General features: G+C 45.2%; 19 protein-coding genes and 5 tRNA genes. 1 reads left to right on the top strand and 23 read right to left on the bottom strand.

Features of this window, described 5'->3' with window-relative positions; all coding sequences use genetic code 11:
- Nucleotides 1-14 precede the first annotated feature (14 nt).
- The 19 genes from rplK to CIK89_RS09460 form a co-directional block, all read right to left on the bottom strand.
- Nucleotides 15-455 (bottom strand): 50S ribosomal protein L11, encoded by a 441-nt coding sequence (rplK, locus tag CIK89_RS09550; RefSeq protein ID WP_094391132.1) that lies wholly within the window; start codon nucleotides 453-455, stop codon nucleotides 15-17.
- Nucleotides 456-551: 96 nt separating this feature from the next.
- The gene (nusG, locus tag CIK89_RS09545; RefSeq protein ID WP_094391131.1) at nucleotides 552-1,097 is read right to left on the bottom strand and encodes a transcription termination/antitermination protein NusG; all 546 of its coding nucleotides are present in this window, start codon (nucleotides 1,095-1,097) and stop codon (nucleotides 552-554) included.
- 20 nt (nucleotides 1,098-1,117) lie between these two features.
- Nucleotides 1,118-1,309 (bottom strand): preprotein translocase subunit SecE, encoded by a 192-nt coding sequence (gene secE, locus CIK89_RS09540; protein ID WP_094391130.1) that lies wholly within the window; start codon nucleotides 1,307-1,309, stop codon nucleotides 1,118-1,120.
- A gap of 15 nt (nucleotides 1,310-1,324) precedes the next feature.
- Nucleotides 1,325-1,397, bottom strand: a tRNA-Trp gene (locus tag CIK89_RS09535).
- A 79-nt stretch (nucleotides 1,398-1,476) separates the two neighbouring features.
- Nucleotides 1,477-2,667 carry an elongation factor Tu gene (tuf, locus tag CIK89_RS09530; protein WP_094391129.1) on the bottom strand — a complete coding sequence of 397 codons (1,191 nt, stop codon included), beginning with the start codon at nucleotides 2,665-2,667 and terminating at the stop codon, nucleotides 1,477-1,479.
- Between the two features lie 57 nt (nucleotides 2,668-2,724).
- Nucleotides 2,725-2,796 (bottom strand) — tRNA-Thr (locus CIK89_RS09525).
- Nucleotides 2,797-2,804: 8 nt separating this feature from the next.
- Nucleotides 2,805-2,877 (bottom strand) — tRNA-Gly (locus CIK89_RS09520).
- 21 nt (nucleotides 2,878-2,898) lie between these two features.
- Nucleotides 2,899-2,981: transfer RNA gene (locus tag CIK89_RS09515), tRNA-Tyr, on the bottom strand.
- Nucleotides 2,982-3,046: 65 nt separating this feature from the next.
- Nucleotides 3,047-3,120: transfer RNA gene (locus CIK89_RS09510), tRNA-Thr, on the bottom strand.
- 100 nt (nucleotides 3,121-3,220) lie between these two features.
- Entirely contained in the window at nucleotides 3,221-3,520 is a 300-nt protein-coding gene (hpf, locus tag CIK89_RS09505; protein WP_094391299.1) for a ribosome hibernation-promoting factor, HPF/YfiA family, read from the bottom strand.
- A gap of 45 nt (nucleotides 3,521-3,565) precedes the next feature.
- Nucleotides 3,566-4,447: a site-specific tyrosine recombinase/integron integrase gene (gene xerA, locus CIK89_RS09500; RefSeq protein ID WP_094391128.1), complete on the bottom strand. Its 882-nt coding sequence runs from the start codon at nucleotides 4,445-4,447 to the stop codon at nucleotides 3,566-3,568.
- Nucleotides 4,448-4,528: 81 nt separating this feature from the next.
- The gene (gene rpsU, locus CIK89_RS09495; protein ID WP_094391127.1) at nucleotides 4,529-4,720 is read right to left on the bottom strand and encodes a 30S ribosomal protein S21; all 192 of its coding nucleotides are present in this window, start codon (nucleotides 4,718-4,720) and stop codon (nucleotides 4,529-4,531) included.
- Between the two features lie 120 nt (nucleotides 4,721-4,840).
- Nucleotides 4,841-6,631 carry an aminopeptidase P family protein gene (locus tag CIK89_RS09490; protein WP_371593404.1) on the bottom strand — a complete coding sequence of 597 codons (1,791 nt, stop codon included), beginning with the start codon at nucleotides 6,629-6,631 and terminating at the stop codon, nucleotides 4,841-4,843.
- 679 nt (nucleotides 6,632-7,310) lie between these two features.
- Complete coding sequence (locus CIK89_RS09485) at nucleotides 7,311-9,698, bottom strand: outer membrane beta-barrel family protein (protein ID WP_158215010.1); 2,388 nt, start codon at nucleotides 9,696-9,698, stop codon at nucleotides 7,311-7,313.
- Nucleotides 9,699-9,792: 94 nt separating this feature from the next.
- Entirely contained in the window at nucleotides 9,793-12,351 is a 2,559-nt protein-coding gene (locus tag CIK89_RS09480; RefSeq protein ID WP_144007395.1) for a carboxypeptidase-like regulatory domain-containing protein, read from the bottom strand.
- A 27-nt stretch (nucleotides 12,352-12,378) separates the two neighbouring features.
- Nucleotides 12,379-12,756, bottom strand: a complete 378-nt coding sequence (locus CIK89_RS09475) for a hypothetical protein (protein ID WP_094391124.1) — start codon at nucleotides 12,754-12,756, stop codon at nucleotides 12,379-12,381.
- Entirely contained in the window at nucleotides 12,749-13,531 is a 783-nt protein-coding gene (locus tag CIK89_RS09470; protein ID WP_256387827.1) for a GLPGLI family protein, read from the bottom strand. The genes CIK89_RS09475 and CIK89_RS09470 overlap by 8 nt, the downstream gene beginning before the upstream one ends.
- 96 nt (nucleotides 13,532-13,627) lie before the next feature.
- Nucleotides 13,628-13,819, bottom strand: a complete 192-nt coding sequence (locus tag CIK89_RS09465) for a hypothetical protein (protein ID WP_094391122.1) — start codon at nucleotides 13,817-13,819, stop codon at nucleotides 13,628-13,630.
- Between the two features lie 324 nt (nucleotides 13,820-14,143).
- Complete coding sequence (locus CIK89_RS09460; protein WP_094391121.1) at nucleotides 14,144-15,772, bottom strand: lipopolysaccharide assembly protein LapB; 1,629 nt, start codon at nucleotides 15,770-15,772, stop codon at nucleotides 14,144-14,146.
- Nucleotides 15,773-15,956: 184 nt separating this feature from the next.
- Here CIK89_RS09460 and CIK89_RS09455 point away from each other — a divergent pair, with 184 nt between their 5' ends.
- Nucleotides 15,957-16,949: a malate dehydrogenase gene (locus CIK89_RS09455; RefSeq protein ID WP_094391120.1), complete on the top strand. Its 993-nt coding sequence runs from the start codon at nucleotides 15,957-15,959 to the stop codon at nucleotides 16,947-16,949.
- A gap of 356 nt (nucleotides 16,950-17,305) precedes the next feature.
- Here CIK89_RS09455 and CIK89_RS09450 read toward each other — a convergent pair whose 3' ends face one another.
- The 4 genes from CIK89_RS09450 to gltX are packed head-to-tail and all read right to left on the bottom strand — an operon-like array spanning nucleotide 17,306 to nucleotide 22,847.
- Nucleotides 17,306-19,540 (bottom strand): DUF5703 domain-containing protein, encoded by a 2,235-nt coding sequence (locus tag CIK89_RS09450; RefSeq protein ID WP_371593402.1) that lies wholly within the window; start codon nucleotides 19,538-19,540, stop codon nucleotides 17,306-17,308.
- Between the two features lie 2 nt (nucleotides 19,541-19,542).
- On the bottom strand, nucleotides 19,543-20,079 hold the full coding sequence (locus CIK89_RS09445; RefSeq protein WP_094391119.1) for a gamma carbonic anhydrase family protein: 537 nt from the start codon (nucleotides 20,077-20,079) through the stop codon (nucleotides 19,543-19,545).
- A gap of 14 nt (nucleotides 20,080-20,093) precedes the next feature.
- Nucleotides 20,094-21,311 carry a 3-deoxy-D-manno-octulosonic acid transferase gene (locus CIK89_RS09440; RefSeq protein WP_094391118.1) on the bottom strand — a complete coding sequence of 406 codons (1,218 nt, stop codon included), beginning with the start codon at nucleotides 21,309-21,311 and terminating at the stop codon, nucleotides 20,094-20,096.
- 18 nt (nucleotides 21,312-21,329) lie between these two features.
- On the bottom strand, nucleotides 21,330-22,847 hold the full coding sequence (gltX, locus tag CIK89_RS09435; RefSeq protein ID WP_094391117.1) for a glutamate--tRNA ligase: 1,518 nt from the start codon (nucleotides 22,845-22,847) through the stop codon (nucleotides 21,330-21,332).
- Between the last annotated feature and the right edge of the window lie 47 nt (nucleotides 22,848-22,894).

The following is a 22,894-nucleotide window of genomic DNA, read 5'->3' as shown; positions in this document are numbered from 1 at the left end:
ATTGAAGTTATTTGTTATTTACCAGGGAAGTCCCCTTTTACAGTGATACCCATACTTCTTGCTGTACCAGCGATCAGCTTCATAGCTGACTCAATGGTAAAACAGTTCAAGTCGCTCATCTTGTCCTCAGCGATTGCGCGTACCTGTTCCCAAGTAACAGCAGCAACCTTCTTACGGTTAGGCTGAGCAGAACCTCCCTTGATCTTGGCAGCCTCCAAGAGCTGGATAGCAGCGGGAGGAGTCTTGATCACGAAGCTAAATGACTTGTCTGCATAGTAAGTGATAACAACTGGCAAAACCTTACCAGCCTTATCCTGGGTTCTGGCGTTGAACTCTTTGCAGAATCCCATGATATTAATACCCTTAGAACCCAAAGCAGGACCTACGGGGGGAGAAGGATTCGCAGCGCCACCTTTAATCTGTAATTTGATTAATCCAGCAACTTCTTTAGCCATTTCTGTTTGTAATTATTTTAATTTTGTTATATAAGCCATCAGAGTGGAAGCCTCTAACAACCGTATATACGAAGTGGACATACCGTAACTTATGTCCTATTCTTTCTCTACTTGTGTGAATGCAAGTTCGAGTGGTGTTTTTCTTCCAAAGATCTTCACCATTACCTTCAACTTGCGTTTGTCAGTGTTAACTTCTTCAATGACACCACTGAATCCGCTGAAAGGACCATCGATGACCTTTACAGTATCATCCACATTGTATGGGATGGCAACATCAGTATTTTCAATGGAAGATTCCTCTGCTGTACCAAGTATTCTGTTGATATCGGCCTGTCTCACCACTTCAGGGTGATCCAAACCACCAAGAAAACCAAGTACATTGGGAATGAAACGAAGCATGTGTGCCACTTCACCTTGCAGGCGGGCCTGAATAAGGACATACCCCGGAAGGAAAAGTTTTTCTTTAATAACACGCTTACCATTGCGCATCATTGCATATTTCTCTGTAGGCAGAAGGATTTCCCCAACGGAAGCATTGAGCACATCGTTATGCTTCTTAGCAGCTTCGATGAACTCTTTTACTTTGCCTTCTTTTCCACTTACAGCACGCAGGACGTACCAATTCATTCCTGACTCAGACATCTTTATGTATTATCTAACAATTAGTTGGGATAAACTAAACTCATGATGGCTTTGAATGCGATATCCATCAGCCATACTATAATTGCAATAATCAAAGAAGCTGTAAGTACCAACACAGCACTTTGTGTCAATTCCTTACGCGTCGGCCATGTCACCTTATGTACGAGTTCGTCATAACATGACTTGCAGTAATTTGCTATTGATTTAAACATATCTTCTTGTTTTAGCACGGGAAGGAGGACTCGAACCCACGACCCTCGGTTTTGGAGACCGATGCTCTACCAACTGAGCTATTCCCGTAAGTAGCCCCTGCCCTGAAGAGCAGGGGCTTTATAGTCAATTCCTAAAGTTTGTCTCGTAAGAGAAAAACTGCTTAGAATTAGTCTTCGAAAACTTCAGTAATCTGACCAGAACCAACGGTGCGACCACCTTCGCGGATAGCGAAGCGCAGACCCTGGTTCAGAGCAACAGCGTAGATGAGCTCAACAGTGATCTCAACGTTGTCACCAGGCATTACCATTTCAACTCCCTCGGGAAGAGTGATTTCACCGGTGCAGTCCATGGTACGGAGATAGAACTGAGGACGATATTTGTTTCCGAATGGAGTGTGACGACCACCCTCTTCTTTCTTCAGAACGTAGATAGAAGCCTTGAACTTCTTGAAAGGCTTGATCTGTCCAGGATGGCAGAGTACCATACCACGTTTGATCTCGTTCTTATCGATACCACGGAGAAGCAGACCTACGTTATCACCAGCACGACCCTCATCAAGGATCTTACGGAACATTTCTACACCAGTTACAACTGACTTCTTGTCTTCACCAAGACCGAGCAGTTCAACTTCGTCACCAACGTGGATAACACCAGTTTCGATACGACCGGTAGCAACAGTACCACGACCTGTGATTGAGAATACGTCCTCGATAGGCATCAAGAAAGGCTTGTCAGTATCACGTGGAGGCTCCTGAATCCAAGTATCACAGGTATCCATCAGCTCCATAACTTTGTCAACCCATTTTTCAACACCGTTCAATGCACCAAGTGCAGAACCGCGGATGATAGGAGTATCTTCTTCGAAATCGTACTGAGCGAGGATCTCTTGAACTTCCATTTCAACGAGTTCGAGCATTTCCTCATCCTCAACCATATCGCATTTGTTCAGGAATACAACCAGACGTGGAACGTTCACCTGACGAGCGAGCAGAACGTGCTCACGTGTCTGAGGCATAGGACCATCAGTTGCAGCAACAACAAGGATAGCACCGTCCATCTGAGCAGCACCAGTAACCATGTTCTTTACATAGTCAGCGTGTCCTGGGCAGTCAACGTGTGCGTAGTGACGGTTAGCGGTCTCATACTCGATGTGGGCAGAGTTAATGGTGATACCACGCTCTTTTTCCTCAGGAGCATTGTCAATCTGATCGAAAGACTTAACATCCTCTGTACCGAAACCCTTCTCGTGGAGAACCTTAGAGATGGCAGCAGTCAGAGTGGTCTTACCATGGTCAACGTGACCGATAGTACCGATGTTTACGTGCGGTTTGGTGCGCACAAAATTCTCTTTAGCCATAGCTTTTCTTTGTTATTATAATTAATGAATGTTCGATTTAAATCTTGTTTTCTCAAGAGCTGTTACCGAGACTTGAACTCGGGACCTCTTCCTTACCAAGGAAGTGCTCTACCACTGAGCTATAACAGCAGGCTTAGAGCGGAAAACGGGGCTCAAACCCGCGACCCCCAGCTTGGAAGGCTAGTGCTCTATCAACTGAGCTATTTCCGCAATAGACTTCCTATTCGGAAGTGGGTGGTGATGGATTCGAACCACCGAAGTCGAAAGACAACAGATTTACAGTCTGCCCCATTTGGCCGCTCTGGAAACCACCCATTAAAAAAAATTCCGTTACTCCTTAACTTGCCATCAAATTGCTTGTGACCTTGTTCTTTTTCTGAGCCTCTTGTCGGATTCGAACCAACGACCCCGAGATTACAAATCACGTGCTCTGGCCAACTGAGCTAAAGAGGCTTCTCTAAGCATCCACCTCCCGAAGGAGTTGCTAACTGTCGGAAAGCGGATGCAAAGGTAGGCATTATTTTTTAATTACCAAAACTTTTCGCGATTTTTTTTATCGATTACGCATTTTTTCTTTGATTTTCTGCAATTGAACCTTCAAAGAATCGACGCAAAGGTCTGTTGCTTCCTCAAAAGTATCGCTTACTTTCTCTACGAAAACTCTATTCCCCGGAACATTAACAGTAATGCTCACCTCTTTATTTTGTGCTGTTGCTGGCTTCACAACTTTGCATACCACTTCTACGGCTTGGATATCTTCGTAGGTTTTTTCCAGTTTTGCTGTTTTCTTTTCGATGAATGCCTGCAGTTTGTCAGTTGCATCAAAGTGGATTGCTTGAATCTTAATTTCCATAGTTACCTCCATTTTTTAGGGTTAATACTATTTATATTTCACTTATCAGGCCCTTGGATGGGCTTTTTCATACACGCTTTTCAATTGTTCGAATGTTGCGTGTGTATAGATTTCCGTTGTTGCGATGCTCTCGTGTCCGAGCAGTTTGCGCACGCTTTCCAGTTCTGCACCATTATTCAGCATGGCGGTAGCAAAGGAGTGTCGCAGCACGTGTGGTGATCTTTTCTGCTGTGTTGTGACTTTCGAGAGATTGTTTCTCACTATATTTTCCACCTGTCCCCTACTCACTCGCAGCCCTTTGTCGTTCACAAAGAGTGCTTCTGTATCACGCAGCGGTAGCGTTTCGCGTACTTGAAGATACTGCTGCAAGGTCTCGCAGAGTTCTTTTCCGAAAGGTACGACCCGCTGTTTGTCTCGTTTACCGGTCACTTTGAGTTGCATATTGACGAAATCAACGTCATTCACATCAAGTCCGATAAGTTCTGCCAATCGTATTCCTGTAGAGTATAGCGTTAATATAATAGTACGCGCGCGCATGTCTTTAACCGAATCGCCCCACATGTTGTCTTGATCCATGAGGCGGTCCATATCTTTTTCGCGTATGAATTTGGGTAGTGGTTTTTTGAGCTTCGGTCCTTTGACGTAGTGTGAAGGATCTACTGCAACGATTCCGTATGCAAGTGCATACCTATAAAAAGAACGCACGGCACTCAAACAGTTATTCACTGTTGATGCCATGGCGCCTTTATCCATCAAGCTCTCCATCCAGTCTCGGATGACATCGGAGTCTATTGTCTCCCATGAGAGCTGACTATCCCTAAGTTTAAAATACGACTCGAATTCCCTAAGGCTCTTGTCGTAGTTTCGCACTGTGAGTTCGGAGCGATTCCTCTCATAGCGCAGGTAGCTTAAGAATTTCTTGATCATAGACTCGTTGCATTACAGTTTCTATTTCGGCAACGAATTTACGCAAAAAATATCAAACCACCAAATTTTCGCTCTACTTTTTTATTCTTCAGTAGCGCGGAGCTTCTGTACGTAAATAGCGTGTTCCATCTTGAGGCGCTTCAGTACAGACGGCTTATCGAACTGTTGACGACGACGGAGTTCTTTCACAACGCCAGTCTTTTCGAACTTTCTCTTAAACTTTTTGAGGGCCTTTTCGATGTTCTCGCCTTCCTTTACCGGTACAATAATCATGTTCTTTTTGTTTTTATTATTTTAGTTAAACTTTTTATTCTGCCATTAAGCGGGTGCAAAATTACAACATATTTACGAATTGAGCAAGTTTTTTTTCGCTTTTTTGTGATTTTCACTCATTTACAACGGTTTCGTGGCTGTTTTCAGCCATGTTTTTTCATCTTCTGAAAGTATTGGTGCTAATCGGTCATATACCATTTGGTGATATTGGTTGAGCCAATCTATTTCTTCTTCCGACATCATTTCGCGAATAATGGGGCGTCTGTCGATGGGACAGAGTGTGAGGGTTTCAAACTTCAGGAAGGTGCCACATTCGGTTTGGAAAGCAGGAACCACAAGGAGTGTGTTTTCGATTCTGACGCCGAAACGGTCTTTGAGATAAATGCCCGGTTCGTCGGTCACGGTCATTCCTTCGCAGAGCGGTTGCGCCACATATTCCATCCGAATCTGATGCGGTCCTTCATGGACATTGAGAAAACTTCCCACTCCGTGTCCTGTGCCATGCAGGAAGTTGTATCCGTGTTGCCAGAGGTCGCGACGTGCCACAGCGTCGAGTTGTGTTCCGCTTGCTCCTTTGGGGAATATGAGCATCTGCAACTGTATGTGTCCTTTGAGCACCAGCGTATAAACTTTCCGTTCTTCTTCTGTGAGTTCTCCTAGTGCCAATGTTCTGGTGATATCTGTTGTGCCGTTCTGATATTGTGCGCCACTATCTATGAGCAGAAGACTTTTCCTTTGCAAGGGCACATCAGTTTCTTGAGTCGGTTCATAGTGCACAATAGCTCCATGTGGTCCGTATGCTGATATTGTATCAAAAGAGAGTCCGCGATAGAGTGGCTGTTCGGACCGTAGCTGTTCCAGTCGATCAGAAACGGTCAGTTCTGTCATTGTTCCATCTATGGTCTGTTCTTCCATCCATTTCAGAAACTTGACCAAAGCAGCTCCGTCTCGTTGCATTGCCAATCGGAATCCGTTCTGTTCAGCCTCGTTTTTCACAGCTTTCATAGCGGGAATGGGCGATGCAGCCTCAACGACAGGACGCGTCACCGCTTGTCGGAGCGTGTAACAAACCTCATCAGGATCCATCAGAATGTTATATTCCGGATAGTCTTTCAGTCCTTGTTTCACCTGATTATAGTCTGCCATGCGCACACCGAGTTTTGCGAGATAAGCCTTCACCTCGTCCCCTACTTTCTCCTTATATATAAATAAGGTGGCGCTTTGAGTGTCAATCAACAGGAACGAAACGAATAGCGGACAGCAATGGATGTCGTTGCCTCTGAGGTTTAGCGTCCAGGCAATATCATCCAGCGAAGCCACCAACATACCGTCTGCATGTTTTTCCCGAAGTGCTTTTCTTATTCGTTTCAGTTTTGAGGCAGCCTCTTCGCCCGCATATTCCATCGGTTGTATTTCTACGGGACAGAGAGGCACGGTCGGTCTATCTTTCCAGATACGCTGCAAGGGATCCCATGCTGTATGCAGCGTAATGCCCCCAAGTTGTTTGAGTTGAGATTTCAAGTTTTCCACCTCAGCCACTCCGTTGGTCATTCCATCTATTCCCACAGCTTTATCGTCCATGTCGGCAAGTTCGCTACCTATCCATTGTGCGACTGTTGGTGTTTCGGGCATTTTCAGTTTCATCAACTGGTATTCTGTTCCTTTCAGTTGTTCTTCGGCAGCAATGAAATAGCGTGAGTCGGTCCATAGTGCCGCACTTTTCAGTGTGACCACCGCAGTACCCGCAGAACCATTGAATCCACTAATCCATTCGCGTCCTTTCCAATGTTCCGCAGTATATTCGCTATGATGAGGGTCTCCCGTAGTAAACACGAATGCGCTCAGATGTTCTCGGCGCATTTCCTCGCGTAGTACTTCCAGTCTTTTAGCTATAAGTTCTTTGTTCATCATCTCTCATTTTTCCAACAAAGGTAGTGCAAACCGAGAGAAACACAAAATAAATACTATTATTTATTTTTGGTTCCGAGGTGCAGCCTACCTTGGACCACAGGTCAAAGGTAGTGCAAACCGAGAGAAACACAAAATAAATACTATTATTTATTTTTGGTTCCAAGGTGCAGCCTACCTTGGACCACAGGTCAAAGGTAGTGCAAACCGAGAGAAATACAAAGAAAAACTGGTTTTTCTTTTGATTAGCCCACGCGCCAAAACCGTCAATCGTAGAAAATTTATTTACTCGTATAATATATCATACGCGTTACAGTATTACAGTATTACAGTTTTCAAAAAGCTAAAACGATGGATTTGCAGCATATTTTCCTGCCAAAACCCTAAAAATCCATATTTCGAGCACTAAAAACCGTTTTCAAAAACTGTAATACTGTAATACTGTAACGGCAAAAAACTCCGTATTTTGACATTATTTATTTACACATCAAAGCCATTCAACATGATTTTCGCCCCATATCCACCTTCCATGCCTGTGCGCATCATTTCCCGAGCAAGTCCCGAACAAGTCCCGAACAAATCCCAAGTAAATCCCAAGTAAATCCCAAGTAAGTCCGAATCAATTTACTATCAATATAGGAAACAGATGGGAGGCACTACGGTCAAGAAAGGGAAACGATAGTTATTGCGCCATTCGTCCTGCAGCCTCCTTTCCAGCACCAGTTCCTTTATATTTGCTTCCGCTGGCATTGAATGAATAGCGCAACGAGATGTTCAACCGATGGTTGCTCTGTGCAGAATTTTGGTTGAGGGTATAATAGCCACAATCCATATTGACTTTCTGTCGGGTACGCTGCAACACATCATCAACGGTTACTCGCAAGCACAGGGCATCGTTTTTCAGCCAACACTTCTGCACCACAAATCCAAGATTACATACATTGTTCTTCAATCGGAAGTTCATGCAGTCGCCCTTACGCTGGAAATAAAGATAAGACTCCAGTTGCCATTTATGTGGCAGTCGAAACACATTATTCAGATTTGCCACAAAAAATGGCCGGTTGTAGTGTACTGTTCTCACACCACTGGCTTCGCGAGGATCCGCCAAGGTCTGTTTCATGTCGAATTTCTGCATACCCACGGTCCAACTCGGCGAGTAGCACCCCCATGTCGGCGATGCTGTCAGGAATACCGATACACTTCTCACCGGCACATCGAGGTTACGGTTTTTGACGAGTATTACACCTTGATCATTATAGATATACGACCATTGAGTCAGCGCATCGTCAGTCCGTTCATAGTTAGCCATCAGATTGAGCCATTTCCATCGCGCATTTGCACCAATACTGTGAGTCTTGGCATTCTTCAGTTTAGGGTCGCCCGTTTGCAGCGAATAGGGATTGATATAGATAACAGCCTCATTGAGCATCCAGTAATTAGGACGTTGTGTCTTCATACTATAGCTGAGCGAAGTCTGTACCGCTCCCCACTGGTTTGCCCAAGAGAAGGAAGGAAACAGATCGTTGGTGTATCGTTCCAACGAGTTGTCATTGTTTATCCTATCCTTATAGTCAAATCCCACATGCTCATAGCGCAGTCCTGCACTCACACTTCCCACTTTAGGAATCTGACAGGCATACTCCACAAATGCGGCAATACTATTCTCCTTTACCTTCGAATCTGTGGTAGGCACGCCATCCATGGTAATCTGATAGAACGACCGTCGCGTCACCCGACTCATCTCCGACCCTACCTGCAACATACCTTTCCATACAGGATAGCCCAACACCAGTTTGTCGGCAAACATCTGATTGGTGGTTTTACTATCCGACGTCATCGTGTTATTCTCCAGATTGACGCTTTCTTGAATATCACCATTTTCCTCTTTCTTATTGGTCAGGAAGTCGATATTGAGGTCGATATTGAGTTTCCCCACCTTACCGTTATAGAAGGCATTCCCTTCCCAGTTGTATGGATAGTGTTCATGGAGTTGTTCTTCTGTCACGTTGTTCGTCTCTTCCTTGCTATCGGGCTTGCCCACAATCATCTTCGTCATATAGGTTTTCTGCCATGCATCATAGCCCGAATCATAGTTCTTATGTTGTTCGATGCGCATACCCACGGTATGGTTTTCTGCCAGTTGCAAGTTGAATCCCACGTTCCAGTCCAAACCTTTTCCCGTCCAGTGGTTGAGCAGTCGGGTGTTTTGATCGATGCCAGTCAGTTGGTCGCCACTACGATAATAGCTCCACTGGTGGGGCGCACTATCATTCATCTGATCATGTTTCCATCCGTTCATCATGCCAAAGAGCTCAAAGGCTTTATAGCGATACCGCATATTCAGCGTACTCGATCCATCCCAATACCCATATCGCAGGTCGTTCTGCGAATTGGCAGTCAGATCAAAGCCGAATCCATTGCCCTGTCTGCGTATTGTCTTGATGCGCACCACAGCCGTCACAGTAGCATCATACTGTGCACCCGGATTGGTAATCACCTCCACTTCCTTGATTTCCTCGCTACGCAATCTGGTCAGTTCATCGGCATTTTGCATCTTTCTACCGTTAATATAATAAATAGGTGTGCCTTTCCCCAACACTTCCAAAGCATCGCCCTTCAATGTCATACCCGGCACTTTCGACAACATTTCTTTTGCCGAACCCGATTTCTCCAATACCGTTCCCTGTATGGCAGTCACCATCGAGTTTCCCGTGAGTTTGGTTTTGGGCAGACTTCCTTTCACGGTCACTTCCTGCAACATCTTCGCATCATCCTTTAGCACGACACGTCCTCCAAAGGTATGGGTATTGGCAAATGTCGTCTTATAGCCCACGCTGGTCACTTTTAGCACACCATGGTTTTCTGGTGTTTTGATAAGGAAATGTCCTGTTGCATCAGTTGTTGCACCTTGCACAAAGGCGGAATCACCTTCTGAAAGCAATACCACATTCACGAACTCAAGGGGTTGTCCTTGTTCATCGACCACGGTTCCTTCCACATCAGGCAAATGGGTTGCCATGGCCATCATACTTACGACTGTCAACCATACAGTAAATGCAATTCTTTTCATTTCTTTCTTCGATTTATTGCTGCAAAGATACGCAGGTTCTGCGAATTGCATTTTCATATAAGGGAATAATGGTGTTTCGTCACCATCTGAAATATTAGAAACTGAATTTCAGTCTAAACATGAGTTCTCTCGAACGCAAAGGGTTTATGACGGTAACACGTCGGTTTGCTGACAATCTGAACCATTGGTAGTTAGAACGGTCAAACACATTATTCAATTCCACACCTGCTTCCCACATCATACTTTTGTAGAAGCAGCGCACATCAGCAAAATAATTAGCCGATACCGATCCATCGTTACTATGATAGAATTCGTTGTTCCATTCCAAACGCCAACGTCCAGGCATTACATAAATCTTCAACAGATGAGCAAAAGAATTATGCGTTGAACTCACACCGCCATTCACATCCTGATGTTGCACAGACTGCAACCAAAAGGAATCAGCAGTCAACGATAACCAATCACTGGGTTGAAGCGCCAGATGAAAGTTGGTTGTCAACATGGCATTCCTATTGCCTACACATTCTTCATTTAATAGTATGCGCCCCGTATTACAGTTCCAATGACATGATAAAGACATGAACATGCGCGACCACCGCAAGGTCTTTGACAGTCGCGAAAGGATGTTCCATCCGTCCATATCCGTTTCCATAGAGGTTGCCATACTATGGTAACCTGCTTCGTCGATGCTATGACGATAGAGGCGCTGATGGTTCTTATGATTCCATTGCACATGGACAGAAGCAAAATATCCTTGCATCACATCTTTATACTTGATGGCAAACGATATATTGCGAGTCACTGGAACCACTATACCATTTGGTCCTTGATGGCGCAAATAATAGGTGGTGTAGTAAGACATGCCCGTAGTATTCCATCCATCAATAGGCAAAACTGTCTGCCGATAGGTTGACGAAAACTGCCAACGCGATGTAGGCTGCCAGATTGCCTGCAAGTTAATATCCAAAATGGATCGATTCAACCGAACACTATCGAGGCGCTGACCAAGCCACACCACTCCCACATTCGCATTCAACTTCCATGATTTGCGGTTGTAACTGACCGTATTGACAACTTTCACTTGATGCGTTTCAAAGCAGAAGTCGGATGTCAACGCTTGGAAGGTTGATGTTCCTCGCTGTTGTTTAGCCTGATAGTCGATGGCATGACCCAGTTGCAGTCCCCACAAACGATACTTTCTGTCGGCTGATGCTCCCCAGAACCAACTGTCCGCATCAAGATATTGAAGCGTTCCGTCTGCCACCACCATCCTACTGGGCAGATGATTCGCCGACACATAAGCCGATGCCGAAACCGAGCCATTGCCCTGCAACCGACGGATCAAGTGCAGACGGTCGTTAAGATAATAGCGGCGTGGTTTGGTGCGAACCGTAACCGGTTGATTATTCCACTGGGTATTACCTCTGCTGTTTTCCACATGGAGAAAGCCCTTCATGGTATTGGTCAGATAAATATGGTCACCGTTCAATTGATAGGTGGCGTCAGCAGACAGTTGACTCCTGTTGCGATAAGCAGCCATCTCTTCAACCACCATTTTTCCATCATCTACATCTACATAGAATGTTTCGGTATGTTGTCCCCATTTCGTATGATCCGTTTTACCATCTATTTGGATACGGAAGTCCGCATCCGCCGATGGCTTAAAAAGCCAGTTGGTTGCAAATACATGAGTTTCGTTGAATAATGTGCGATGGTCGTCAAGTGGCGGGGTATTGACTTCCACTCCTTGTACCACTTCACGTTCTGTCGGTGCTCCATCATCAAGTATTGCAATGGCATTGATTTCTTTTCCAATATCTTTTCCAGTATTGTTATACTTATACATCGAGACACTCTGCTTCATACGAGCAAAGAGCATCTCCGTCAGTTTCACATCACCAAGCCATTCGTTTCCGGAGTTTGCAGTCGTTCCTGCTGCCACATCAGCCATGCCCTGCCATACATTCTTTGCACTATCTGTCAGTACAAGGTTTAATGCTGCTTGTTCAGAAAAGACCACATCACGCAACATCTTTACAGGTTGATGATGTTCCATCACCTGTACTTTCTTCACATAATCAGCAGGCAGGTTCTCTGATGCTTGTACGTATTTAGCACCCAGCAAATCCATTCCCTCGATATAGAATTTGTTTATTCTCGTTCCTTGATAGGATATTGCTCCGTTTTTATCTACATCAATACCAGGCATCTTACGAAGTACGTCAGCAATGGTCCGGTCTTGTTTCTGTCGAAAACTATTCACCATATAATCGAGTGTATCTCCTGTTTGGCGTATCCTCGACGATTTCACCACTACGTTTTTTATTTCCGTTGTTTGTTCTTTCAGTATGACGGTCTGCCCTTGTCGGAACATTGAGAGCGACAGGGTATCTTTGGAATAGTTCAAACAAGAGAACATGATGTTTTTTGCAGGCTTTCCTTGTGGTACAGAAACCCGAAACAATCCGTCTGCCTGTGTTTTGGTAAAGCACACCGGTCTATTGCTCTCGCCCAAGAGCAATACGGATACTGATTTGATAGGTTGTCCCTGATCATCGGTCACTCGTCCCTCATACCTCTGCGACCATGCAATAAGAGGTAATAACAGTAACACGATTGCCAACCAAACACACCTTGTCCAACTCTTACTCATAGTTTTCCATCAAGAAAAGATATATTTCTATAATTGCACATGTCCGTATAATAAAGACCCTTCTATTACTACCTGTATAACAAAAGAACCTCTGATGTCCTCAGGAAGTTCACATTCTACATAACCAAAAGCATATACCTCTTTTAATAAGGACATATTATTATCAACTGAAATTATCGTTAACTTCACAGAACATCTGTCATCATTAGTTCTTAGATATATCAAATTTCCTTTCTTATATAGTTTAGGAATGAGGAAAACTGTACGGGGACGTCCCCCCTTCAATTCTGTTTCATCATCATAATACAACGGTATTTTTTCCTCTTTATCATCTTGTGCCCACGTTGGAAGTGACGATAATAATATAACTATCAAACAAACAAGTCTTATCATTTTTTTACTCATAGTTTTCCATCAAGCAGGGTGTAAATGATTGAGGACGAAAATCTGTATTACTATAGTCTGGCTTAGGCATTCCGTTACGGAAACTCACATAACCACTTTGATCCTTCCAAAACTCCGTAATCTCACGTTGAAACCATTCGGGAGTACACTTACGCATATGGTCACCCCACAAGATTATTGGAGAGCGCTTTTCTTCAATGCCCACACAAGTAAAAAAGAAGTCGCCCTGAGCATCTTCGGCATGGAGTATCAAACCTGGCAAGCCTTGAAGTTTCCATGGGCCATCATCTATTGGAATATCCATTGAGTACCATACTGTCCATCTACGGCCTCTCCACTCCCCCACAGCTTTGCTGCAAGAATAGCCACACACTACAGAATCTGCATTCTGCATCTGCCAGTCAATGGCAGGGAGTTCCTGTTCATAGTAATAAAGATATCGGAATATCTCGTCTGTATATGTCAATTCATTCATCGCAGGCAGATGTTTATACACGGCAAAAGAAACTGTTCTTCCAAGTGTTCCGTTGTTTTCCATTGTACGAATCCATTCTCCAACAGATGCACGAACCATTTTAAGCGAATCATCCAATGCGATAAATTGCCTGAATTTAGAATCATAACAAACAGAAACGTCTTTACCTATTTCGAGTACAACATTTCTATTTATATGTTTCTTCTCCTTATTCATTTTCAGTTTTGCTTCATAATTCACGTGCAAATAAGAAGTGTCCAACACTTCTATTGCTTTCGATGAACAACACATCAAACACATTATTATAACGATTCCAAATCTAATCATAGTTGCATTATTATTCTTTCCAGGCCCATAAAAGCCTGGAAAGATAAAAATTATAACATAGCGATTTCTTTATAAAATACGTTCACCATCGGAATTATAAATTGCTTCGCTCTTCAATTCTCCGTCTTCATATATCTCTATAATTGTACAGCCTGTAACACGTTGTTTAGTTACGACAACCTCTGTTTGTGCTGATGCCACAACAGGGAAGGCTATACCTATACCAAGTAGCAACAGCAACGAAATTAGTTTCTTTTTCATTTTTTTTATCTGTTTAAGTTTTCAAACTTCCCGTCCAGTTTACAGTCGACAATTAACCGGTTTCTATCCGAGATTGGGATACCCTCGCCTCCATTATGCAACAAAATCAGCTACATTTTGCTTCATCTATGATTGGAATCTGTGCGTACCTGACGCCCACAGATTGACATTACAGTTTTAGTTTTCGTCGGTAAAGGTAGTTTGTTTTTATTTTTTAAGCAAGAAAAAGAAGTACATCTTTTACATGCGTCAACCAGTAACAGAGGCTTTACTGTTTAATTATCAAAGCGTTATCAGATAAAATACATTTATTACATCTTTTACTTATCCAAGTCGCATAATGTTCTTTTTTAGTGTCTTTGCACTTTTTTCTCCAAACAATTTTCGATTCGCATCACTGCGAAGATTAGCCACTCGTTGTTTAGTGACACCCATCAGAACTGACATTTCTGCAGGAGTAAAATGAAGACGAGTCAACACACAAGTCATCTGTTCCTTTTCAGACATCATATGTCTTTTGTCGTATAAAACCTCTGTGAATTGCGGAAGATCCTGTTTAATCACCTTTTCGAGTTCTATCCATTCCATCTGCGAAGGCACAAATGCACGCGATGCATTTTTATGAAACTGACATACTATCGGACTATGCAACAACGCCATTTCATCATTCCATTCTGTCTGTTTCATCTCTGAATCTACATAGCGCACCAATTCCTGACGAAGTTTTTCTAACTCCTGTTTTTTATTCTTTTGGAATTCCTCCCATCCCAATCGCGATTGATTCAGTTCCTCCACTACTTTATTATATTCAGTAGTCAACTGCATATATCTCTCACAAATAGTATTTCTATGTTGTTGCACAATTCTTCTACGTCGTCGGACGAACACACACAGAAGCCCTGTCAAACACACAAACGCAACAACTACTATACCCGTAACAAATCGATAGTGCTTAGTCTTTTTCGTTGCTTTCATTGCCTTATGCTGACTATCTTCATAGTTATAAATAGCAGTAGCCCTTACAATCTCATCGCCAGAATGAATGAGATTAGCAGTATCATTAGTTTGACAATACAACTTTGCATATTTTACAATAGAATCCTCTTGCTTTTGTTGTTGAAAATAGTCCATTAGCCCTTTATACGCATTTACTTTGGCACTGAATGATGCCCATGGACGTAATGCTTTACGATAATACAAGACCGCACTATCCGAATGGCCTGTATATTGGTAATACTTTCCTCGATATACATAATAGAGTTCTTTTCCTCTTTCGACATTCCCTTTCTGATCAAAGAAACCAGAATGCTTTTCATATTCATTCAGTATGCGTATGACCTCTGGATAATTCCGCCGTTGCAATTCAAAAGCAGCCACATCAATTTCCATTGCCGCAGCAATTGATTCATGCCCCATAGCTCGCAACATGGCAGATGCTCTTCTACTATAGTACAATGCAGAGTCAGGTTGGTTCAGCATATTAAACACTGGAGCAAGATAAGAATAAAACATCCATGCAGACAATGAATCTTTAGCGCGCCAAGCATAATCAACTGCCTTTTTCTCTGCATCAAGTTCCATCTGAGGTACACGTTGTTGATGATACACCTCCGCTATCTGTCCATAGACCCGACTCAACCTTTTAAAATCACATTCAGCAGACATGGTGTCAGCATACTCCATCGCTTGTCGGAAACAGACAAGCGCTTTAGGCATATCGCCTTTATCATAAGCCGAACGACCCATTAAATAATGTGCTGCCATTTTTTCATTAGAAGTCCCCCATTTATCAAACCACATAACCATATTCTGTAACGATGTCACAGTATCCAGTTTTGCACCAGTTTGATTAAGCGAATCTATCCGTTGCAGTTCGCTACGCATCTGCTTTCCGTGGCAAGAATATAATATTAATACACCTATTATATATATGAGCGTTTTAGGGTTCATCATTAGTATTTCTGTTATTCATAGGCAAAGATACAAAATAACAGGCTCATTATGCCACATGGAGTTTACAAACGTATGATATTTTAATTTTTATAACATTAAATTGCAATTAAAGTGTTTCATATAATAAGTTTTTTTGCTAACTTTGCATCGAAAGAAGAACAAACATCATTAATAAAAAACAACTATGGAATATTTATCAAATGACAAGCTTTTGATCGTCGGTGCCGGCGGTATGATTGGTTCAAACATGGTACAGAGCGCTTTGATGCTCGGTCTGACTCCTAACATCTGTCTGTACGATATCTATGAGCCAGGTGTTCATGGTGTATTCGACGAAATTCAGCAGTGCGCTTTCGCAGGTGCTAACGTTACTTATACTGTTAATCCCGAAGAGGCTTTCACAGGTGCTAAATACATCATCTCTTCAGGTGGTGCTCCCCGTAAAGACGGTATGACTCGCGAGGATCTGCTGAAAGGTAACTGCCAGATCGCTGCTGAGTTTGGTGACAACATCAAGAAGTACTGCCCCGAAGTGGAGCACGTTGTTGTTATCTTCAACCCCGCTGACGTAACAGCTCTTACTGCTCTTATCCACTCAGGTCTGAAACCCAACCAGCTGACTTCACTTGCTGCTCTTGACTCAACCCGTCTGCAGCAGGCTCTCGCACTGGAGTTCGGTGTTCAGCAGGATAAGGTTACCGGTGCTCACACCTATGGTGGTCACGGTGAGCAGATGGCAGTATTCGCTTCTCAGGTTAAGGTTGACGGCAAACCTCTCTCAGAGATGGGCCTCTCAGCTGAGCGTTGGGAAGAGATCAAGCACCACACCGTACAGGGTGGTTCAAACATCATCAAGCTCCGTGGTCGTAGCTCATTCCAGAGCCCTGCCTACAATGCTGTGAAGATGATTGAGGCTGCTATGGGTGGTGAGAAGTTCACTCTGCCTGCTGGTTGCTATGTAAACTGCGACAAGTGTGGTTTCAAGAACGTGATGATGGCTATGCCTTCTACCATCGACAAGACTGGTGTTCACTTTGTTGAGCCTGCTGGTACAGAAGAGGAGATGGCTTCACTCGCCAAGTCTTACGAGCACCTTTGCAAGATGCGCGACGAGATCGTAGAACTGGGCATCGTTCCTCCCGTTGCTGAATGGAAGGAAATGAACCCCAACCTCTAATTCATAACTTACACGAACTATTGTTCAAAGGTCCTGACCATGCCGTCAGGACCTTTTCTTTGTTATATAGGAAATGTTGCTTATCAACGGAACACACCATAGTTTCTAAGCTCCATAAACCATGAAGCATAGTGGTTAAATCAAGAAAAGTATTTGTTCACATTATATATATGTATCGCGCACGCGCACGCGACACACGAAATATTCGACCATCGACCACCCTGTTTTTCTATCTTATTGACCTACAATCAATCACAAAAAATACAGTACAGATTTACGACCACCATTCGACCACCATTCGACCACCATTCGACCACACGACAACAAACTGGTGTCTGCATGAATCCTTGCAACGGCTACTGCAATACATTCACCACATCTTTCTGTCTTTCGACAGGTGTCACTTTGACCGAAACCACCTTTCCACCTTTCATTTCAGCCTCAACAATGGTGCCGTGAGCAGCATGTAGTCGGAAGTGAACATCCCACTCTTCAGGCCATGCCGGGAAGATATAGAGTTTATCACCAACTTCCTGCAACAGCATTTCCTGCATGCCAATCATGCCCGAACCGCCCCAGTTGTGGTCAGGAGTCCAATCATAGCCAGGTCCCCAAAATGCCGGAAAGCGATGCGGACCGTCGGCAAGTTTCTTTTCCAATAGTCCTTTTGCCTCATCTCTCATGCCGAGACATGCTGCCCATATCACATCCTGTTTCCAACCGATGTGCGTTCGGAACTTCAGCGCCAATGAATCTTCCTGATAGGTGCGTTTCGCCACGTCGATATCAGGGCGTCCTACGCCATAGATGCGCCATGGAAATACCGGATAGAGTTGTGGTGTTTCCACATTCTGCACCCTTTCATAATGTACGGCAGGAGCAATTTTTCCATCGCGAACCGTAATCTCCGGCAATCGCTGATAGAAGTCAGCGAGCAGCGAGTCGCCACCCAGATAGTCAATGAGTGCTGTGGTCACGGTGCGCAAAGCCGCAATAGTAGAAGTAGAATTATAGGCACCCTTGATAGTCTCACATCCACTTCCGGGATAGAGCACCAGTTTTCCATTTCCATCGAGCGTCTTTGCACTGCGTTTGCGTGCCAGATACTGATAGTGTTCATCGAAGAAGCGGAGACATGATCGTATCATCGGCACATAGTCGGAGATATCCATACCCGAATAGCGATGCGCCTCCAACGCCATCATGCAAAACTCCAAGCAGGTGTCCCATTCGTATTCCAACCACGCATTGCGCTCCATGCCAGGGTCAAAGTCATCGGGACGCTTCGTGCCATACTCCGGCAAACAAGGCAAACCATAGTTTTCCACCTGTTCTGTGAGACACGCACCGCCATGGTTCCAATACACCTTCGACCGCAATTCTGCATTGCGATAGATGCGAAGATAGAAGTCGAGTTGTGGTTTAAGCACATCATAATCGCCGTTTTTCAGCATCGGCCAATACACCAACCGTTGGTTTTGTGCCGTATGCACACCACCGCCCCAGTTGCGGTAGTCGGGTGTGATGCGATATTCAGGAGCCTTTTCCACATATTCCGGATCGAAAGTAAAGAGCCCGCCGTTGAATTTTGTAGGCCATTCGCCACGACTGTTGCACCCTAACATATAGCGGAACAAGGTATAGTTGCGCACAGCGGGAACGTTGCCCTCTACGAAACTGCGTTGCCAGAACTGCCGCCACCACTGCCGAGCGACTTTCTTGTCACGTTTCTGATTGACGGTTTTCGTGGTTTGTGCCAGTTGTTGCATCCATTGCGCCATGGTTCCCTGACACGTAGCCATAGCAATCATAACCGCTTGGCGCGATGCTTTTCTGGTCGAGCGATAGGTCCATCGCTCATAGTCGGTACTGGCATATTGCCCTGTAGAATGACTGTCAAACACAAAGCCGTCGCCTGTCAGTTGTCCACCGAAGGTCAGTTTCGCCAAAGGATTATACATCTGTTGTTTCACCGTCTCCATTTTCTGCTGCTTCACCGTAGCATCGAAGATGGTCACATCACTGTTATGATGGAAGAATATCAGCTTGTCCGCAGCCTTCAGAATACTGTCGCGCCTTGTGACAAGCGTTTTAGGAGCAGCAAATTTATAGGAAGTTTGGAAACGACCACGCTTGCCAAGCAGCCTGTCATGGGTTCTCCACGACTCATACGATACCTCTGCCTGACAGTTGCCCTGCTTGTCGGTCATCTCCACATGTACCACGGGTTTCTCCACATCCGCCCATATCAATACGGTCTGACTACCGTCGGTCACTTCACAATAGCCTTCCTGCAACACCAACCGTTGACGGAAGGCAGTAGTATTGAATGGTCGCGAGAGATGAATGCGGAAGCGTCCGAGCTTCAGCAAACTATTGTTTTCATCGAAACAGCCGCTGCGCGAGAGGTAGAAGAGCACATCACCCTGTTCCACCCAGACGTTCATGCCCACATCACCTCCGCCACACGGCATCGACTGCGAGGCATTGCTGCTTGGCGAAGTCCATTCATAGGGAGCGGGTTGGGCTTGTACTTTCGCCATGACAACCATCATGGCAAATACCGTCAGTAGCGTCTTTCCGATGTTCATGATTATTCTGTTTGTTTGCCGAAATGGCAATCTGGATTTTCCTCCTTATACCATTTGGAGTATTCCACATAGTGCTTGGCATTATCTGTCTGTCCCGGACGCGTAGGTTTAAGATATTTGGCAGGCACTCCACCCCATATCTCGTGAGGTCCTATCTTCGTGTTTTGGAGCACCAATGCACCGGCAGCCACGATAGCTCCCTCGCCCACTTCACATCCGTCGAGCAGTGTTGATCCCATGCCAATGAGTGCTCCGTCGTGGATGGTGCAGGCATGTACGGTGACGTTATGACCGATGGTTACATCGCTGCCGATCACTGTCGGACCCGTATCGTGGGTCACATGAATACAGGATCCATCTTGCACATTGGTGCGGTCGCCGATGGTAATAGGAGCCACATCGCCCCTTACCACCGCATTAAACCATATAGAACACTCGTCGCCCATGGTCACTTCGCCCACGATGGTGGCATTTTCACTAAAATAGCAGTCGCGTCCCCATTTGGGTGCGAGTCCTTTTATCGTCTTGATTAAAGCCATAAGATAGTCAATGATTAGAGTCCTACACTGTGCAGCACCTTGTCTGTGGCGCCAGCCTTACCTTTCACATAGTCGCCAGCCTTCTTTCCGTCAGCCTCCACCTGCTGTGGGTTGGCATCAAAGCGATCCATGATACGCTGGAAATCGGCAGCACCGTTGATTTCCAGTCCACCGCCGCACGCCTTGAGCTGCTGTGCTTCCTGGAATCGCTGGTTGTTGGGTCCGAAGATCACGGGCACTCCCCATACCGCAGCCTCAGGCAGGTTATGGATGCCCACACCGAATCCTCCACCCACATACGCCACTTCACCGTAGTGATAGATGCTGCTGAGCAAACCGAAACAGTCGATGATAAGCACCTGTGCATCGCGCACCTCTTCAGCCGAAGCCTGTGTGTAGCGCACCGCCTTACCTTCTATTTTCGATAGAATCTGTTGCAGATGATCCTCCCCGATGACGTGTGGAGCGATGATGAGTTTCCAGTCTTTATGTGCATTAAACCATGGGATGAAGATATCTTCATCGGGTTGCCAGCTCGAACCAGCCACAAATGTGCGGTGTCCGTCAGTAAATGCTTCCACCACAGGCAACTGCTTGGCAGCCTCTTTGATTTGCAGCACGCGGTCAAAACGGGTATCGCCAACCACGGTCACCTCGTTGATGCCAATCTTTGCCAACAGTTGTCGGCTGATCTCGTTCTGAACGAAGAAGTGGGTAAAGCAGTGCAGTACGCGTCCGTAGCTACGTCCATACCACTTGAAGAACACCTGTTCCGGTCTGAAGATACTCGACACACTATATACCGGCACCTTTCTGTATTTGAGGATGTGCAGGTAGTTGTACCAAAACTCATACTTGATGAAGAATGCCATGACCGGACGTATGGTACGCAGGAAACGGCGTGCATTCATGATCGTGTCAAGGGGCAGATAGGTAATGATATCTGCGCCTTCATAGTTTTTGCGCACCTCATAGCCCGAAGGCGAGAAGAACGTCAGCAGAATCTTATATTCCGGATGTTCACGCTTCAGCTGTTCCATGAGCGGACGCCCCTGTTCAAACTCACCCAGCGACGCAGCATGAAACCATACATACTGCGCATTAGGATCCATTTTCTCCTTGATGATGCCAATGGCCTGACGTTCTCCACGCCACATATTCCTCACCTTTTTACTGAAAAGCGAGGCTATGACCACACCAATGAGATAGATATAAATGACGATATTATACATAAATAGCGCGCCAAGTGATTAGCCCAACACTTCAATTGCCTTTTTCATACGGGCAATGGTCTCTTCCTTGCCGAGGAATGCCGATATGTCGAACATACCAGGACCCTTGCCTTCGCCGACGAGAGTGAGTCGCCAGGCATTCATGATATTGCCGAGTTTATATTCTTTTTGCTCTATCCACTCGTGTACAATCTTTTCCTGATTCTCCAATGAGAAGTCGTCGATACCCTCCAGCACATCAATCAGTTCGGTAAGCTGCTGTGCCGAATCGGCTTTCCAACGTTTCTTAGCTGTTTTCTCATCATAGGCTGTGGGTGCTTCGAAGAAGAACGAGCAGAGGGGCCACAGTTCCTTAACAAACGAGACGCGGTCTTTCATCATCGTCACCACCTGCAGAATGCGCTCCGATGAATCGTTGACTCCATGTTCACGACAGATGGGTTCGAAGAGTGAGGCAATTTCTTCGTTGCTCTTCTTAAGGATATATTCGTGGTTGAACCATATTCCTTTCTCGTAAGCGAAGCGTGCGCCAGCCTTCGAACACTTAGTGATATCAAACAGCTTGACGAGTTCGTCGAGTGTGAACATCTCCTGTTCGGTACCGGGATTCCATCCCAACAGTGCCAAGAAATTGATAACAGCCTCTGGAAAATAGCCACTCTCGCGGTATCCCGATGATACTTCGCCAGTCTTAGGATCATGCCATTCGAGGGGGAACACAGGGAAACCGAGGCGGTCGCCATCGCGCTTAGAGAGCTTACCCTTACCGTCTGGTTTGAGCAACAACGGCAGATGGGCAAAACGTGGCATAGTATCTTCCCATCCAAAGGCGCGATAGAGCATGACGTGGAGCGGTGCACTGGGCAACCATTCCTCACCACGAATCACGTGAGAGATTTCCATCAGATGGTCATCCACTATGTTGGCGAGGTGATAAGTGGGCAGTTCGTCGGCACTCTTATAGAGCACTTTATCATCTACGATATCGCTCTTGACGTGTACTTCGCCACGAATCATATCGTTGACCAATATCTCCTGACCGGGTTCCACCTTGAAACGCACAACATACTGCTTGCCTTCAGCAATCAGTGCCTGCACTTCTTCGGCAGACATGGTCAGCGAGTTGCGCATCTGCTGACGGGTGTGGCAATCGTACTGGAAGTTTTGTATCTCTGCACGCTTGGCTTCCAACTCCTGTGGAGTATCGAAGGCAATATAGGCACTGCCTCCATCGAGCAGTTGCTTCACATATTTCTTGTAGATATCGCGACGCTCGCTCTGACGGTAAGGTCCCTTATCGCCACCGAAGGAAACACCCTCGTCAAACTGGATACCCAGCCACTTAAACGATTCTATGATATACTCTTCGGCACCAGGCACGAAGCGGTTGGAATCGGTATCCTCTATACGAAACACCAATTGTCCGCCATGCTGACGGGCAAAAAGATAATTATACAATGCAGTTCGCACACCTCCGATATGAAGCGCGCCAGTAGGACTCGGAGCAAAACGCACCCTTACTTTTCTTTCTGTCATCTTACAAATAATCTTAGAAACGGATTAATACTTTGCAAAAGTACACA

Origin of the sequence: Prevotella sp. P4-119 (genome assembly GCF_002251345.1) — a bacterium.
In the GTDB taxonomy this organism is placed as follows: Bacteria; Bacteroidota; Bacteroidia; order Bacteroidales; family Bacteroidaceae; genus Prevotella.
Note: the sequence above shows the minus strand (reverse complement) of the source record. Positions and strands in the feature narration are given on the sequence as shown.

What these genes read in the sequence shown, in the direction of transcription:
- rpsU (WP_094391127.1), bottom strand. Translation starts at nt 4,720, where the DNA reads ATGATTATTGTACCGGTAAAGGAAGGCGAGAACATCGAAAAGGCCCTC.
- tuf (WP_094391129.1), bottom strand. Translation starts at nt 2,667, where the DNA reads ATGGCTAAAGAGAATTTTGTGCGCACCAAACCGCACGTAAACATCGGT.
- CIK89_RS09485 (WP_158215010.1), bottom strand. Translation starts at nt 9,698, where the DNA reads ATGAAAAGAATTGCATTTACTGTATGGTTGACAGTCGTAAGTATGATG.
- secE (WP_094391130.1), bottom strand. Translation starts at nt 1,309, where the DNA reads ATGTTTAAATCAATAGCAAATTACTGCAAGTCATGTTATGACGAACTC.
- CIK89_RS09480 (WP_144007395.1), bottom strand. Translation starts at nt 12,351, where the DNA reads ATGAGTAAGAGTTGGACAAGGTGTGTTTGGTTGGCAATCGTGTTACTG.
- CIK89_RS09450 (WP_371593402.1), bottom strand. Translation starts at nt 19,540, where the DNA reads ATGAACATCGGAAAGACGCTACTGACGGTATTTGCCATGATGGTTGTC.
- nusG (WP_094391131.1), bottom strand. Translation starts at nt 1,097, where the DNA reads ATGTCTGAGTCAGGAATGAATTGGTACGTCCTGCGTGCTGTAAGTGGA.
- CIK89_RS09470 (WP_256387827.1), bottom strand. Translation starts at nt 13,531, where the DNA reads ATGTGTTTGATGTGTTGTTCATCGAAAGCAATAGAAGTGTTGGACACT.
- CIK89_RS09440 (WP_094391118.1), bottom strand. Translation starts at nt 21,311, where the DNA reads ATGTATAATATCGTCATTTATATCTATCTCATTGGTGTGGTCATAGCC.
- CIK89_RS09490 (WP_371593404.1), bottom strand. Translation starts at nt 6,631, where the DNA reads ATGATGAACAAAGAACTTATAGCTAAAAGACTGGAAGTACTACGCGAG.
- CIK89_RS09460 (WP_094391121.1), bottom strand. Translation starts at nt 15,772, where the DNA reads ATGATGAACCCTAAAACGCTCATATATATAATAGGTGTATTAATATTA.
- CIK89_RS09445 (WP_094391119.1), bottom strand. Translation starts at nt 20,079, where the DNA reads ATGGCTTTAATCAAGACGATAAAAGGACTCGCACCCAAATGGGGACGC.
- gltX (WP_094391117.1), bottom strand. Translation starts at nt 22,847, where the DNA reads ATGACAGAAAGAAAAGTAAGGGTGCGTTTTGCTCCGAGTCCTACTGGC.
- xerA (WP_094391128.1), bottom strand. Translation starts at nt 4,447, where the DNA reads ATGATCAAGAAATTCTTAAGCTACCTGCGCTATGAGAGGAATCGCTCC.
- hpf (WP_094391299.1), bottom strand. Translation starts at nt 3,520, where the DNA reads ATGGAAATTAAGATTCAAGCAATCCACTTTGATGCAACTGACAAACTG.
- CIK89_RS09465 (WP_094391122.1), bottom strand. Translation starts at nt 13,819, where the DNA reads ATGAAAAAGAAACTAATTTCGTTGCTGTTGCTACTTGGTATAGGTATA.
- CIK89_RS09475 (WP_094391124.1), bottom strand. Translation starts at nt 12,756, where the DNA reads ATGAGTAAAAAAATGATAAGACTTGTTTGTTTGATAGTTATATTATTA.
- rplK (WP_094391132.1), bottom strand. Translation starts at nt 455, where the DNA reads ATGGCTAAAGAAGTTGCTGGATTAATCAAATTACAGATTAAAGGTGGC.
- CIK89_RS09455 (WP_094391120.1), top strand. Translation starts at nt 15,957, where the DNA reads ATGGAATATTTATCAAATGACAAGCTTTTGATCGTCGGTGCCGGCGGT.